The sequence below is a fragment of the Pseudolysinimonas sp. genome, from assembly GCF_057350545.1.
In genome coordinates, this window is sequence record NZ_JBMRCP010000017.1 from 1 (window position 1) to 13406 (window position 13406).

16 protein-coding genes and 1 tRNA gene are annotated in these 13406 nt (G+C 71.0%); 5 read left to right on the forward strand and 12 right to left on the reverse strand.

The annotated features are described in order from the left end of the window. On the reverse strand, positions 1–424 hold a 424-nt coding region (locus ACO1X9_RS02020), incomplete at its 3' end, for a PHP domain-containing protein (protein ID WP_486349158.1). Positions 425–488: 64 nt separating this feature from the next. Here ACO1X9_RS02020 and ACO1X9_RS02025 point away from each other — a divergent pair. After that, a tRNA-Leu gene (locus ACO1X9_RS02025) sits at positions 489–569 on the forward strand. A gap of 16 nt (positions 570–585) precedes the next feature. Here the strand turns inward: ACO1X9_RS02025 and ACO1X9_RS02030 are convergent. Together ACO1X9_RS02030 and ACO1X9_RS02035 are read right to left on the reverse strand one after the other, a co-directional pair. After that, positions 586–1287 carry a hypothetical protein gene (locus ACO1X9_RS02030; protein ID WP_486349159.1) on the reverse strand — a complete coding sequence of 234 codons (702 nt, stop codon included), beginning with the start codon at positions 1285–1287 and terminating at the stop codon, positions 586–588. Between the two features lies 1 nt (position 1288). After that, on the reverse strand, positions 1289–1831 hold the full coding sequence (locus ACO1X9_RS02035; RefSeq protein ID WP_486349160.1) for an RNA polymerase sigma factor: 543 nt from the start codon (positions 1829–1831) through the stop codon (positions 1289–1291). Positions 1832–1920: 89 nt separating this feature from the next. Here ACO1X9_RS02035 and ACO1X9_RS02040 point away from each other — a divergent pair, with 89 nt between their 5' ends. Together ACO1X9_RS02040 and ACO1X9_RS02045 are read left to right on the forward strand one after the other, a co-directional pair. Continuing rightward, positions 1921–2592, forward strand: coding sequence for a class I SAM-dependent methyltransferase (locus ACO1X9_RS02040; protein WP_486349161.1), 672 nt, complete (start codon positions 1921–1923; stop codon positions 2590–2592). 91 nt (positions 2593–2683) lie between these two features. After that, a complete protein-coding gene (locus ACO1X9_RS02045) occupies positions 2684–3457 on the forward strand; it encodes a DedA family protein (RefSeq protein ID WP_486349162.1) in 774 nt (257 codons plus the stop codon). 19 nt (positions 3458–3476) lie between these two features. Here the strand turns inward: ACO1X9_RS02045 and ACO1X9_RS02050 are convergent, their stop codons facing one another. The 6 genes from ACO1X9_RS02050 to murI all read right to left on the reverse strand — a co-directional run bounded on the left by ACO1X9_RS02050 (position 3477) and on the right by murI (position 8563). Next, on the reverse strand, positions 3477–4712 hold the full coding sequence (locus ACO1X9_RS02050) for an Nramp family divalent metal transporter (RefSeq protein WP_486349163.1): 1236 nt from the start codon (positions 4710–4712) through the stop codon (positions 3477–3479). A gap of 51 nt (positions 4713–4763) precedes the next feature. Then, positions 4764–5390, reverse strand: coding sequence for a metal-dependent transcriptional regulator (locus tag ACO1X9_RS02055; protein WP_486349164.1), 627 nt, complete (start codon positions 5388–5390; stop codon positions 4764–4766). Positions 5391–5409: 19 nt separating this feature from the next. Beyond that, on the reverse strand, positions 5410–6330 hold the full coding sequence (locus ACO1X9_RS02060) for a cation diffusion facilitator family transporter (protein WP_486349165.1): 921 nt from the start codon (positions 6328–6330) through the stop codon (positions 5410–5412). Between the two features lie 71 nt (positions 6331–6401). Continuing rightward, complete coding sequence (rdgB, locus tag ACO1X9_RS02065) at positions 6402–6980, reverse strand: RdgB/HAM1 family non-canonical purine NTP pyrophosphatase (protein ID WP_486349166.1); 579 nt, start codon at positions 6978–6980, stop codon at positions 6402–6404. Between the two features lie 4 nt (positions 6981–6984). After that, a complete protein-coding gene (gene rph, locus ACO1X9_RS02070; RefSeq protein WP_486349167.1) occupies positions 6985–7719 on the reverse strand; it encodes a ribonuclease PH in 735 nt (244 codons plus the stop codon). Between the two features lie 7 nt (positions 7720–7726). Then, positions 7727–8563 (reverse strand): glutamate racemase, encoded by an 837-nt coding sequence (gene murI / locus ACO1X9_RS02075; RefSeq protein ID WP_486349168.1) that lies wholly within the window; start codon positions 8561–8563, stop codon positions 7727–7729. A gap of 35 nt (positions 8564–8598) precedes the next feature. On the opposite strand from murI, the gene ACO1X9_RS02080 reads away from it, so the two are divergent. Then, complete coding sequence (locus ACO1X9_RS02080) at positions 8599–9891, forward strand: nicotinate phosphoribosyltransferase (RefSeq protein ID WP_486349169.1); 1293 nt, start codon at positions 8599–8601, stop codon at positions 9889–9891. Positions 9892–9906: 15 nt separating this feature from the next. On the opposite strand, the gene ACO1X9_RS02085 is transcribed toward ACO1X9_RS02080, so the two are convergent. Genes ACO1X9_RS02085 through ACO1X9_RS02095 form a run of 3 tightly spaced genes read right to left on the reverse strand, consistent with a single transcriptional unit; the run spans position 9907 to position 12799 of the window. Continuing rightward, a complete protein-coding gene (locus ACO1X9_RS02085; RefSeq protein WP_486349170.1) occupies positions 9907–10179 on the reverse strand; it encodes a DUF3039 domain-containing protein in 273 nt (90 codons plus the stop codon). Positions 10180–10226: 47 nt separating this feature from the next. After that, positions 10227–11840: a hypothetical protein gene (locus ACO1X9_RS02090; RefSeq protein WP_486349171.1), complete on the reverse strand. Its 1614-nt coding sequence runs from the start codon at positions 11838–11840 to the stop codon at positions 10227–10229. Beyond that, positions 11816–12799 (reverse strand): ABC transporter ATP-binding protein, encoded by a 984-nt coding sequence (locus ACO1X9_RS02095; RefSeq protein ID WP_486349172.1) that lies wholly within the window; start codon positions 12797–12799, stop codon positions 11816–11818. The genes ACO1X9_RS02090 and ACO1X9_RS02095 overlap by 25 nt, the downstream gene beginning before the upstream one ends. A gap of 211 nt (positions 12800–13010) precedes the next feature. Here ACO1X9_RS02095 and ACO1X9_RS02100 point away from each other — a divergent pair. Next, positions 13011–13406: phosphocholine cytidylyltransferase family protein (locus tag ACO1X9_RS02100; protein ID WP_486349173.1), on the forward strand; the 396-nt coding region annotated here is incomplete at its 3' end.

Genomic DNA, 13406 nt, shown 5'->3' on the forward strand with positions numbered 1-13406 from the left:
CGACCGACAGACCCCGGGCGACCGTCAACCGGGGTGAGTGATCGGTGAGCGCCAGGTACTTGTGCCCGAGCGTGAGGGCACCGCGCACCATCGCGTCGATCGGCGTCGTGCCGTCGCTCCACTCGGAGTGCGAGTGGAGGTCGCCGCGCAGCAGCCCACGTAGCTGAGAGGGCTTCGGGCCGTTCCGCTCGCGCAGGTCGACGAGCCGCTCGGGCACCTCGCCCGCGAGCGCCTGCCGGATGACGGCGTACGACGAGTCGCCGACGCCCGGCACCGCCTTGAGGCGGGTCGCGTCGTTCAGGATGCCGGGGTCGAGATCCGTGATCGCCGCGGCCGCCGTGCGGAACGCCTTCGACTTGTAGCGCGACGAGCGCTCCCGCTCGAGCAGGTAGGCGATCTCGGTGAGCGCATCGACGGGATCCATCGCTCAAGTCTGCTCCGTCGCGGCCCCGACGTCGCGCAGCCCCGAAGTAAGCTGGCGCCGCCGCGCGGGAGTGGTGGAATGGTAGACACGCAGGATTTAGGTTCCTGTGCCGAGAGGCGTGTGGGTTCGAGTCCCACCTTCCGCACACCAGCCGACGCGCGTCACGGGCGGAGGTCGCTCGGCATCGGCGGGCAGGCCGCCTCCGCCGCGAAGAGCTCCTCCTCGTTGCGCGGCATGACGTCGTTGTAGGGGCTCCACGTGTCGTCGGTCCACCAGCGCGCGCGGAACTCCTCGAACCCGGGCGCCGGCGGGATGTCGTAGCCGCGCGTCTCGAGACACGGCGTGAGCTGCTCGACGAAGTACCGGTAGACGTGCCGCAGTTCGTCGTCGGTGAACGGCAGGTTCTCGTTCGGGCTGAGCGGATACTGCACGCTGCACGCGAACCACGCGACCTGGTACTGCTCCTCGCTGCCGATCGGCACCGTCGTCGACACCCCGTGCTCATCGAGTACCGCCGGGATGCCCTGTTCCTGCAGGCAGCCGAAGATGACTTCTGCTTCCTCGCCCTCCGTGATGAACCGCACGAACTCGACGTCCGGCCGTACGGCATCCGGGTGCTCCTCCAGCAGGTTGAGCCAGAGCTCCTCGACACTCGACTCGTACCAGGAGTACTCCACGTCGGGCGGCAGAGGTGGTGGCGGGGGCGGTGCCGCGAGCGCCAGTCCGCCGGCGGTGAGCAGTGCCACGACGGCGCACGCTCCGAGCGTCGCGATCACCCGGTGACGGCGACGGCGACGGATGTCGGATGCGCGCGCCGCGGCGAGCGTGCGGTCGCGCAGGCTGTCGAGCTCCAGGTCCTTCATCTCAGGCTCCTCTCAGGAGGTCGAGCTCGGCGCGCAGTCGGCGCCGCAGTCGGGCGAGGCGGCCCCGCAAGGTCGAAGTGGTCAGGCCGAGGGCCGCGGCGGCCTCCGCGTAGCTGCGCTCCTCTTGAACGCACAACCGGAAGATGCTGCGGTCGCTGTCGTCCAGCCGAGCGACTGCCGACGCGACGAGGGCGTCGCGCTCGGCGACTTCGGCCATCTGCTCGGGCCCGGGGCGGTGATCTCTGACGTCGGATGCCGTGTCGAGCGACCCACCCCGGCGCGCAGAAGCCCGGAGGGCGGCGAGCGCGAGCAGTCGCACCGTGCCGAGCAGCCACGGCAGCGCCGACTCCCCCGCGAGCTCGAGGGTGCGGCGCTTCTCCCACAACAGCACGAACGCCGTCTGCGCGACATCGTCGGCCTCCGCGACGCTCGTGAGCCGCGAGCGGGCGAACGCGAGCACCGGGCGGGCGTGGCGGTCGAAGAGCTCGGCGAAGGCGCGCTCGTCCCCGCCTCGCACGCGCGCGAGCAGCATCCGGTCGTCCACGCCGTCCCTTCCACCCACCGAGTCCACCCATCGAGGGCTCACTCGTAGTGTCCCCGGCGCGGCGATCGTCACGAACCTAGGCTCGGGATGTGAGCCACGATCCGCACCCCGAAAGCCCCGAGCACCCCGTCACCCCGGCCGAGGCGTGGGAGTTCCGTTACGCCGAGAGCCCGAAGCGCTGGTCGGGCAACCCGAACGCGACGCTCGTCGACCTCGTCGCGGGCAGCCGGGATGCCGGCCTCGCCCCGGGCCGCGCCGTCGACCTGGGCTGCGGCGAGGGTGCCGACGCGATCTGGCTCGCGCGTCAGGGCTGGACGGTCATGGGCGTCGATATCTCGCCGACCGCCGTCGCCCGCGCCCAGGGTGCGGCGACCGAGGCGGGGCTGACGACCGAGCAGGTGAGGTTCGTCGCGCACGACCTGTCGACCTGGGAGCCGGAGGGCGAGATCGACCTCGTCACGGCATCCTTCTTCCACTCCCGCGAAGAGCTGCCGCGCACCGAGGTGCTGCGCCGCGCCGCCGGCTATGTCGCGCCCGGCGGCCACCTCGCGATCGTGTCGCACGCCGCCCCGCCGCCCGGGTCGGAGCACGCCCATCACGACGAGCTGCTGCTCGACGCCGAGGGCGAGGTCGCGGCGCTCGGCCTCGGAGACGACTGGCAGGTCGTGGTCGCCGAGCACCGCGAACGCGCCGTCACGTCGCCGGATGCCGCCCCCACGCACCATGAGGATGTCGCGGTGCTCGTCCGCCGGATCCGGTAGGGCTTTCCCCCGGGCGTCCTTCAGGCGGCGCCCGGTACGCTGAGGCGAACGTATCCGCCGATCGCGCACGCGACCGACGACTGGAGCCCCAATGCTCGCCCACCTCCCCGCCGTCGCCAGTGGACTCATTCCGTGGCTCGACCCCGGCGAGATCATCCGCGCCGCCGGCCCGTGGGCGCTGCTCGTGGTGTGCCTCATCGTGTTCGCCGAGACGGCGCTGCTCGTCGGCTTCATCCTCCCGGGCGACACGCTGCTCGTGATCACGGGTCTGCTGACCTTCACCGGCACGATGACGGCCAGTCAGAACGGCATCCTCATCCCGATCTGGCTCGTCTGTCTGAGCATCGCGGTGGCCGCCTTCGTCGGCGGTGAGGTCGGGTATCTCATCGGCCACAAGGCGGGGCCCCGCATCTTCGAGCGGCGCGAGAGCGGGCTGTTCTCGAAGGAGAACGTCATCCGCACCAACAAGTTCTTCGACCGCTTCGGCGGCCTCGCCGTGATCGTCGCGCGCTTCGTGCCCGTCGTGCGCACGTTCACCCCGATCGCCGCGGGCGTCGGGCACATGAACTACCGCAAGTACTCGCTCTACAACGCGATCGGGGCGCTCATCTGGGGCGCCGGGCTCACGTTCGCGGGCTTCCTGCTCGGGTACATCCCGCCGCTCGCCGACTTCGTCACCGAGTACATCGACGTGATCCTGCTCATCGCGGTGGCGTGCGCGGTCGTGCCGACGGCGTTCCACTACATCCAGTCGGTGCTCAAGGCCCGCAAGGCCCGGCGCCTCGGCCTCGACGCTCCCCTCACCGACTCCGAGGTCATCGCCGACGTGTTCGAAGAGGGCCAGACGGGCAAGCCGAAGAACTAGGCGCCGGGCCGGACGGGGCTCAGGCGCCCGTCGCCACCAGTACCAACAGCGTCGTGTTGAGGGCGATGAGCATCGCCGCGGCCGCGATGGCGAGCACCGTCGTCCACCAGCGGTTCACCGAACCGCCGAGCAGCTCGCGACGCGTGGTGAGCCGCACGAGCGGCACGAGCGCGAACGGGATGCCGAACGACAGCACCACCTGGCTGAGCACGAGCGCGAGCGTCGGGTCGACGCCGAGCACGAGGATGACGAGCGCCGGGATGAGCGTGACGATCCGCCGCACGAGGAGCGGGATGCGCACCCGCAGCAGCCCGTGCATGATCTCGGCACCCGCGTAGGCGCCGACCGACGTCGACGCGAGGCCCGAGGCGAGCAGCCCGACCGCGAAGAGGGTCGCGACGACGGGTCCGAGCGCGGCACCGATCGCGGCGTGCGCCCCCTCGAGCGTCTCGGTGCCCTCGACCCCCTGCAGGGTCGCGGCGGCGAGCAGCAGGATGACGACGTTGACCGTGCCGGCGATCACGAGCGCGACGGTCACGTCGATGCGGGTCGCCCGCAGCACGAGGTCGCGCACGCGCCCCTCGGGCACGAGTCCGAACCGGTCGCGCGTGAGCGCGGAATGCGCGTAGATGGCGTGCGGCATGACCGTGGCCCCGAGGATGGAGGCGGCGAGCAGCACCGATCCCGAGTCTTCGAAGCGGGGCACGAGGCCCGCCGCGACCGATCCGCCGTCGACGGGGGCGAAGAGGATGCCGGCGCAGAATCCGACGGCGATGATGACGACGAGCCCGGTGATGACCCGCTCGAACGGCTGGGAGCCTCGGCGGTTGTGCAGCAGGAGCAGCAGCATCGAGACGACGCCCGTGATGACGCCGCCGACGAGCAGCGGGAGGTCGAACAGCAGGTACAGCGCGATCGCGCCGCCGAGCACCTCCGCGATGTCGGTCGCCATCGCGACGAGTTCGGCCTGCACCCAGTACGCGTAGCGGGCGGGCTTCGAGCGGAAGCGCTTGCCGAGCAGCCCCGGCAGGCTCTCCCCCGTCGAGAAGCCGAGCTTCGCCGACAGGTACTGGATGAGCCACGCCATCGAGTTGCCGAGCACGACGACCCAGACGAGCAGGTAGCCGTACTGGGCGCCCGCCGACATGTTGCTCGCGACGTTGCCCGGGTCGAGGTAGGCCACCCCTGCGACCATGGCCGGCCCGAGCAGGGGCAGCAGCGTGCGGGTGCGAGGCGTCTTCGCCGGAGAGGTCATCTGAATCTTTCGGTCGACCGAATATTTCGGTGGCCCGAAAAAACTAGCACCTCAGGAGATCGGCTGCACCCAGATGTGTGCGGCCGTCGGGGCCGCGAGCTCCCCCGCGGCGATCGTCGACCCGAGGCCGATCCCGGCCGCCGTCACCTCACGGAGCACCGCGGCATCCCGATCGCTGATCCGCACCACCCGCCCGCGCTGCCCGTCGGCCAACGTCGACGCGAGCACTCCCGACATCACCGGCACCGAGAGCTCGGCCGACGGGATGGGGTCGCCGTGCGGGTCGGCCGTCGGGAACCCGAGTCTCGCGTCGATGGCGGCGAGCATCCTGTCGCTCAGCACGTGCTCGAGCACCTCGGCCTCGTCGTGCACCTCGTCCCAGCCGTACCCGAACTCGCCGACGAGCCAGGTCTCGATCAGCCGGTGCTTCCGCACCATGCGCAGGGCCTCGGTGCGACCGCGGGCGGTGAGCACGATCGAGCCGTAGAGCGCGTGCTCGACGAGCCCCTGGAGCGTGAGCTTCTTCACCATCTCGGTGACCGACGACGGCGCGAGCCCGAGCCGGGCGGCGAGCTGCGACGACGAGATCGGGTCGGGCTGCCACTCGGTGTGGCTGTAGATGACCTTGAGGTAGTTCTCCGCGACCGTCGAGAGCGGCGCGGCGGCGGGCGGGATCACGGACGGGGTGACGGGATGCTCAGCGATGCGCGGGCTCCTCGCGCTCAGCGTGTCCGGCGGGCTCGAGTTGGAAGGTCGAGTGCTCGACGTCGAAGTGCCCGTGCAGGCACTCCCCGAGCTTCTCGAGCATCTCGCCCGTGCGACCGCTCTCGAAGATCGACGACTCGCACTCGACGTGCGCCGTGAACACCGGGGCGCCCGACGTGATCGCCCACACGTGCACGTCGTGCACCGCGACGACGCCGGGCGTCTCGAGCAGGTGCTCGCGGATGAGCGCGACGTCGGTCTCGCGCGGCGCCGACTCGGTGAGCACGCGCACGACGTCGCGCAGCAGCAGCACCGCGCGCGGCACGATGAGCGCCGCGATGACGAGCGACGCGATGGCGTCGATCGGCGCGAAGCCCGTCGTGAGGAGCACGACGCCGGCGATGACGGCGGCTATCGACCCGAGCAGGTCGCCGAGCACCTCGAGGGTCGCCCCGCGCATGTTCATCGACGCCCGATCGCCGCCGCGCAGCACGAGGTAGGCGACGACGTTCGCGATGAGACCCACGCCCGCGACGACGAGCATCGGGATGCCGGCCGGCGCCTGCAGGTCGGGCTCGGTCAGGCGGCGGACGGCTTCGATCGCGACGACGACACCGACGACCGTGAGCAGCAGCCCGTTGAACAGCGCCCCGAGCACCTCGAGTCGCCGGAAGCCGAAAGTGTGCCGGTCGGTCGCCGGACGGAGCGCCCACACGCTCGCGATGAGGGCGACGAGCAGGCCGATCGCGTCGCTCGCCATGTGCCCCGCGTCGGCGAGGAGCGCGAGCGATCCCGACAACCACGCGCCGACCACCTGGGCGACGAGCACCGTCGCGATGATCGCGAAGGCGATCGCGAGGCGCGCACGGGTCGACGACGCGAGGTCGTGCGTGTGCCCGTGGTCGTGCCCCATGGCATCCATTCTGTCGGCCCTGCCTGGGGAACGGTGATGTCGGGAATGGTTGTGATTCCCGCTCTCAGCGCTCAGCCGTGGCGGCGGCGAAGCTCCTCGACGAGGAGGCCGAAGGCGCGGGCGCGGTGGCTGTCGGCATCCTTCTCGGCGGGGCTGAGCTCCGCCGAGCTGCGCGTCTCGCCCTCGGGTCGGAACACCGGGTCGTAGCCGAACCCGCCCTCCCCCGTCGGGGATTCGAGCACGGCGCCCAGCCACTCGCCGCGCACGACGAACTCTCCGTCGGCATCCACCAGGGCGGCGGCGCAGACGAAACGCGCGGTGCGGTCGGTGACGCCCTCGAGGTTGCGCAGCAGCAGCCGCAGGTTGTCGCCGTCGTCGCGGGTGCCGGCGTAGCGTGCCGAATGGATGCCGGGCGCACCCCCGAGGGCGTCCACCGCGATGCCCGAGTCGTCGGCGAGCGTCGGCAGCCCCGTGTGCGCGAACGCGGCGCGCGCCTTGAGGAGCGCGTTGCCCTCGAAGGTGTCGGCATCCTCGACCACGTCGGGGCCGTCGTAGGCGACCAACTCGTGGTCGCCCAGGCGCGACCCGAGGATGCGGCGCAGCTCGCCCACCTTGTGGGCGTTGTGCGTCGCGAGAACGAACGTGGTCACGGGCTCAGGAGGCGAGGGCGTCGGTCTGGATCTCGGCGAGGCGGGCGGTGCCGGCCCCGGCGAGCTCGAGCAGGGCATCCAGCTCGCGCTTGTCGAACGGCGCACCCTCGGCGGTGCCCTGCACCTCGACGAAGAGCCCGCGCCCGGTCATGACGACGTTCATGTCGGTCTCGGCCCGCACGTCTTCGGTGTACTGCAGGTCGAGCAGCGGCACGCCGTCGACGATGCCGACGCTCACCGCCGCGACGGAATCGATGAGGGCGACCGCGTTCTTGCCGATGAAGCCCTTCGCGCGACCCCACTCGACGGCATCCGCGAGCGCGATGTAGGCCCCCGTGATCGCCGCCGTGCGCGTGCCACCGTCGGCCTGCAGCACATCGCAGTCGATGACGATCGTGTTCTCGCCGAGTGCCTTCGTGTCGATGATCGCGCGCAGGCTGCGCCCGATGAGACGCGAGATCTCGTGCGTGCGCCCGCCGATGCGGCCCTTCACGCTCTCGCGGTCGTTGCGGTCGTTCGTGGCGCGCGGCAGCATCGCGTACTCGGCGGTCACCCAGCCCTTGCCCTTGCCGGTGAGCCAGCGCGGCACCCCGTTGGTGAACGACGCCGTGCACAGCACCTTCGTGTTGCCGAAGGAGATGAGCGCGCTGCCCTCCGCCTGAGCGCTCCAGCCGCGCTCGATCGTGATCTCGCGGAGGGCGTCGGGGGTGCGGCCGTCGGCGCGCGTGGTGTCGGTCATGATGCTCCTACTTCTGGATCGGGATGGTGCCGGTCTCGAAGGTCTCGACGCGCGAGACCTCCGGACCGAGAAAGCGGTGGGCGAGGGTGCGGAACGCCTCGGCGTCGTCTCCTGTGGCTTCGAACGCGTGCCGCGGGGGCGTGGGGTCGGTGCGCTCGAGGCCCGCCGACACGAGGCGCCCGTAGACATCCGCCGCCGTCTCCTCCGCGCTCGACACGAGCCGCACACCGGGTCCCATGACGTACTGGATGGCGGCCGACATGAGCGGGTAGTGCGTGCAGCCGAGCACGAGGGTGTCGATGTCGGCGGCCTTGAGGGGGGCGAGGTACTCCTCGGCCACCGCGAAGAGCTCGGGCCCGGAGGTCACCCCCGCCTCGACGAACTCCACGAACCGCGGGCAGGCGCGGGTGAAGAGCTCCACCCCGGGGGCCGCCGCGAAGGCGTCGTCGTAGGCCCGGGACTGGATGGTCCCCGCCGTGCCGATGACGCCGATCCGCCCGTTGCGGGTCGACCGCGCCGCCGCACGTACCGCCGGCTGGATGACCTCCACGACCGGGATGCCGAACGCCGTCTCGTAGCGCTCGCGGGCATCCCGCAGCATCGCCGCGCTCGCCGTGTTGCAGGCGATGACGAGCGCCTTGACGCCCTGCGCGACGAGATCGTCGAGCACCTCGAGGGCGTAGGCGCGCACCTCGGCGATGGGCTTCGGCCCGTACGGCGAGTGCTTCGTGTCGCCGACGTAGAGGATCGCCTCCCGCGGAAGCTGGTCGAGGATGGCCCGGGCGACCGTGAGTCCGCCGACGCCGCTGTCGAAGACGCCGATCGGCGCGTCGGTGGCGGGCATCCTCTCAGGGTAGTCGCCGCGGATAGGCTCGACGGATGACGAGCGCGCTGCTCACCGACCGCTACGAGCTGACGATGATCGACGCGGCGCTCCGCGACGGACGGGCCGACCGGCCGTGCGTGTTCGAGCTCTTCTCGCGACGGCTGCCGACCGGGCGGCGGTTCGGCGTCGTCGCCGGCACCGGGCGCTTCCTCGAGTCGCTCGCCTCCTTCCGATTCGAGGATGCCGAGCTCGACTGGTTGCGCGCCAACTCGGTCGTGTCCTCGGCGACGCTCGACTGGCTCGCGTCGTACTCGTTCTCCGGCTCGATCTCCGGCTACCGCGAGGGCGAGGTGTACTTCCCCGGGTCGCCGGTGATGGTCGTCGAGGCGTCGTTCGCCGAAGGTGTCATCCTCGAGACCCTCGCGCTCAGCATCCTCAACTACGACTCCGCCGTCGCCTCCGCCGCCGCCCGCATGGTCGCCGCCGCCGACGGACGGCCGCTGGCCGAGATGGGCTCGCGGCGCACGGGCGAGCGTTCCGCCGTCGCCGCCGCGCGCGCCGCCTACATCGCCGGATTCTCGGCGACGTCCAACCTCGAAGCGGGTCGCACCTGGGGCGTGCCGACGATGGGCACCGCGGCGCACGCGTTCACGTTGCTCTACGACTCCGAGGAGGAGGCGTTCCGTGCGCAGGTCGAGTCGATGGGCGTCGGCACGACCCTCCTCGTCGACACGTACGACATCGCCACCGGCATCGAGACCGCGGTGCGGGTGGCGGGCACCTCGCTCGGCGCGATCCGCATCGACTCGGGCGACCTGCCGATCGTGGTCGCCTCGGCCCGCCAGCAGCTCGACGCGCTCGGCGCTCACGACACCCGCATCACCGTCACCAACGACCTCGACGAGTACACGATCGCGGCCCTGCGCGCGGCGCCGGTGAACTCCTACGGCGTCGGCACGTCGCTCGTCACGGGCTCGGGAGCCCCCGCCTCCGGGATGGTCTACAAGCTCGTCGCGCACCAGGATTCCGACGGGTCGTGGGTGTCGGTCGGCAAGAACTCGGACGGCAAGGCGACGGTCGCCGGACGCAAGGTGCCCGTGCGCACGCTCGACCACGGCGTCGCCGTCGAGGAGACCGTCTACGTCGAGGAGCCGGAGTCGCTGCCCAAGCCGGGGCGCGGACTGCTCACCCCGTTCGTGACGGACGGCGTCGTCGATCCCGCGTTCCTCGGCGTCGCCGGAGTGGCCGCCGCCCGCGAGCACCACGCGGCCGCGATCGCGGAGCTCCCCTTCGCGGCGTTCGGTCTCTCGCGAGGCGAGCCCGTCATCCCGACGGTCTACATCTGACGGGATGCGCGCCGCTCAGCGCTTGAGCTTCTCGTAGATCTTCTGGCAGTCGGGGCAGACGGGGAACTTCTCGGGGTCACGACCCGGAACCCACTTCTTGCCGCACAGGGCGCGCACGGGTTTACCGGAGAGCGCCGACTCGAGGATCTTCTCCTTCTGCACGTAGTGCGAGAAGCGCTCGTGGTCGCCGTCTTCGAGCTGGTTGTCTTCGAGGAGCTTCTCGAGCTCGCGATCGAGCACATCCGTTCCACCCCCGACGGTGTCGGGTCCGCGATCCAGGTCGGCCATGAACCCAGGGTACGGCGCTCACGGGCGCCTCGCACGACCTCCTCGCGTCAGTTGCGGACGGCGAACTCGAGCAGCTCGGGCGCGCGGCGGTCGAACACCGCACCGCCCACGCGGATGCCGAGCGCGAACACGAGCAGCCCCGCGCCGAGTCCGGAGGCGAGCGCGATCCACGTCCACGGGCCCGCCACGCCCATCACGAAGAAGACGAGCGCGGCGATCGAGGGCGCGGCGACGAGGAGGATGAAGAAGATGGATCCGGCCTGGATGCTGCCCCCCGACGCCCCCGGAACCTGCGGTTGCTGGAACGGAGCATCCCCGGGTCTCGTCGCCGGGTACGGGGAACGCGCCGAGACGAGGCTCGAGACCCCGATGCCGCCGAGGAGGATCGCCGAGGAGACTCCGAACACGGCCGGCGCGATGAGCCAGTCGCCGTGCAGCCACGCGACGAGCGGCGTGCCGAGCAGCACCACGGGTATCCCCATGAGCAGGACGGGCAGCACGCGGCCGAGCCGGTCGTGCACCCCGCGGGTGTGGGCGACGAGATGCATCCACAGGGCGCTCGAGTCGTAGGCGATGTCGTTGTGCAGGGTGCCCCACGCGAGCAGCAGCACGATGAGCGGCAGGGGCACGAGCACCGACAGCGAGAACGGGATGCCGGCGACGAACATCGCGAGGAGCGTCACGATCGGCACGATCGGCAGCACGACGAGAGCGGCTCGATACCGCGGATCGCGGGCCCAATAGGTGAAGCTGCGCGCCGCGACGGCGCCGATGGGGCTCGACGGCAGACGACGGAACCAGCCCGGCACGCGGGCGGCACGCGCGCGAGCGACCCGGCGGGTGGGTCTCAGCATGTAGCGCAGCGACCCGATCCAGAGCGTGCCGAGCACGACGATGGCGAGGCCGCCGAGGAGGAGGTCGTGCTCGACGAGGTCGGCGCGGCCCGCGAACTCGTGGGCGGGGGCACGCCAGAACGCGCCGCCCGGCAGCGCCGTGAGCCACTCGGTGAGTTCGGGAGCGCGGAGCGGTGCGAGCGCCGCGACGACGCCGAGGGTGGTCGGCCACCACGCACCCGGGAGCAGCGCGCCGACGGTCGGCGCGAGGTGGGCGGCGATGACGACGAGGCCGACCACGAGGAGCAGAGCGAAGACGAGGCGGGTGGTCGCGGCCGCGACCGGACGGTAGGTGAGCACGGCGCCGATCACCGTGCCGACCCGCGCGGCGAGCATCCCCTCGAGCACGATGAGCGGTACGGCGATCGCCGCGAGCTGCGACTCGGGACCGGTCCAGAGCAGCAGCGGCGAGATGGCGATCGGTACGAGCAGCAGCGCCGGCCCGACGAGCGTGAGCAGCAGGATCGCGGTGCCGATCGACAGCGGGCTCAGGCCGAACAGGCGCAGGGCACGCGGTGGGAGGAGATGGGTGCGCGAGACGAGCACCGGCACGAAGAACGCGCCGAGCGAGACGAGCGTGCCGACCACGATGACGACGCGCATGCGGGTCACGGCGTCGAGTTCGGCGGCGAGCGTCGCACCGCCCCAGAGCAGCACGATCCCGAAACCGCCGAGCACGACGCCGACAGCTGCCCAGACGGCGCCGCGGGGGGAGCGGAACGCGTTGACGAGCAGCCGCAGCTTCAGTCGGAGTAGCTCTGCAACCACTCCATGCCCTCCACCGCTGTCGCGCCACCGGCGAGTTCCACGAAGCGTGTCTCGAGGGTCTCGCCGTCGAGCACCTCGTCGAGCGGACCCGCCGCGAGCATCCGGCCCTCGGCGATGATCGCGACCGCGTCGCACGTGCGCTCGATGAGCGTCATGCTGTGACTCGACAGCAGCACCGTGCCGCCCGCCGCCGCATACTTCTTCAGGATGCCGATGACGGCGTTCGCCGACACCGGGTCGACCGACTCGAACGGCTCATCGAGCACGAGCAGGCGGGGCGAGTGGATCATCGCTGCCGCGATCGCGATCTTCTTGACCATGCCCGCGGAGTAGTCGGAGACGAAACGGTCGAGCGAATGCCGCAGGCCGAACGCCTCGCTGAGGTCGTCGACACGGTGGGTGATCGTGTCGCGGGCCAGACCGCGGAGCGCACCGGCGTGGTGCAGGAACTCCGAACCGGTGAGCCGGTCGAACAGCCGGAGGTTGTCGGGCAGCACGCCGAGGGCCTTCTTGGCGACCGCGCTGTTGCGCCACACGTCGACGCCATGCACCATGACGACTCCCGAGTCGGGACGCAGGAGGCCGGTGATCATCGCGAGCGTGGTGGTCTTGCCCGCGCCGTTCGGGCCGACGAAGCCGTAGAACGATCCGGCCGCGACCTCGAGGTCGACGGAGTCGACAGCAGCGATGCCGCCGAAGTGCTTGGTGAGGTCGCGCACCGACAGGGCCGACCCGGTCGGAGCGGGATGCGCGAGCGTCTTCTTCCTCGGGGCGCGTACGGCCTTCGCCGCCGGAGGCGTCGCTTTCACGACGGCCTGCTCGGAGACCGCGAGTGTGGGCTTGTCGGGCGCGGGAGCGACGGCGACCGAGGCCTTGCGGGTCGTCGCCGATCGGGCCGTCGACGTGCGTCCGCCGGGCCCCTTTCGGGCCGCGGGAGGGGCGTCGCGGTCGGGTTCCACGGGTCCACCGTATCAATGAGAGTTTCCCGCACGTTTGGTCACGATCCGAGAACGGTGTTGTCAACCTCCTGGGGTTCCGCGCTACGCCGCCGATAAACTCTCACGAGCACAACGGGGTGTCTTGCACAAGGTCGCGCGGTGAACAGCAGGTGACATTTTCACCGCATCGCGAGGCCGCACATTCGAGAGACATCCTAAGGAGATCAGGACCATGACGACTCAGATCGTGATCCTCGCCGCCGGCATGGGGAGCCGCCTCGGCCGCTCGCTGCCGAAGCCGCTCACCGAGCTCAACGACGGCCGCAGCATCATGCAGCAGCAGGTGGACAACATCCACCAGGCGTTCGGCCGCGACGTGACCATCACCACCGTCGTCGGCTACAAGCTCGAGCACATCGTCGAGGCGTTCCCCGACAACACCTACGTGTACAACGAGCGCTACGACCAGACCAACACCTCGAAGTCGCTCCTCCGCGCGCTGCAGGCGACGAAGGACGGCGGCGTGCTGTGGATGAACGGCGACGTCGTGTTCGACCCCGAGGCGCTCGTGCGCGCCGGCGACCTCGTCGCCCGCGACCAGAGCTTCGTGAGCGTCAACACGGCCAAG

Excerpts from the sequence above, each read along its gene's own strand:
- ACO1X9_RS02030 (WP_486349159.1), bottom strand. The coding sequence starts at position 1,287 with ATGAAGGACCTGGAGCTCGACAGCCTGCGCGACCGCACGCTCGCCGCG.
- ACO1X9_RS02045 (WP_486349162.1), top strand. The coding sequence starts at position 2,684 with ATGCTCGCCCACCTCCCCGCCGTCGCCAGTGGACTCATTCCGTGGCTC.
- ACO1X9_RS02050 (WP_486349163.1), bottom strand. The coding sequence starts at position 4,712 with ATGACCTCTCCGGCGAAGACGCCTCGCACCCGCACGCTGCTGCCCCTG.
- ACO1X9_RS02060 (WP_486349165.1), bottom strand. The coding sequence starts at position 6,330 with ATGGGGCACGACCACGGGCACACGCACGACCTCGCGTCGTCGACCCGT.
- rph (WP_486349167.1), bottom strand. The coding sequence starts at position 7,719 with ATGACCGACACCACGCGCGCCGACGGCCGCACCCCCGACGCCCTCCGC.
- murI (WP_486349168.1), bottom strand. The coding sequence starts at position 8,563 with ATGCCCGCCACCGACGCGCCGATCGGCGTCTTCGACAGCGGCGTCGGC.
- ACO1X9_RS02080 (WP_486349169.1), top strand. The coding sequence starts at position 8,599 with ATGACGAGCGCGCTGCTCACCGACCGCTACGAGCTGACGATGATCGAC.
- ACO1X9_RS02085 (WP_486349170.1), bottom strand. The coding sequence starts at position 10,179 with ATGGCCGACCTGGATCGCGGACCCGACACCGTCGGGGGTGGAACGGAT.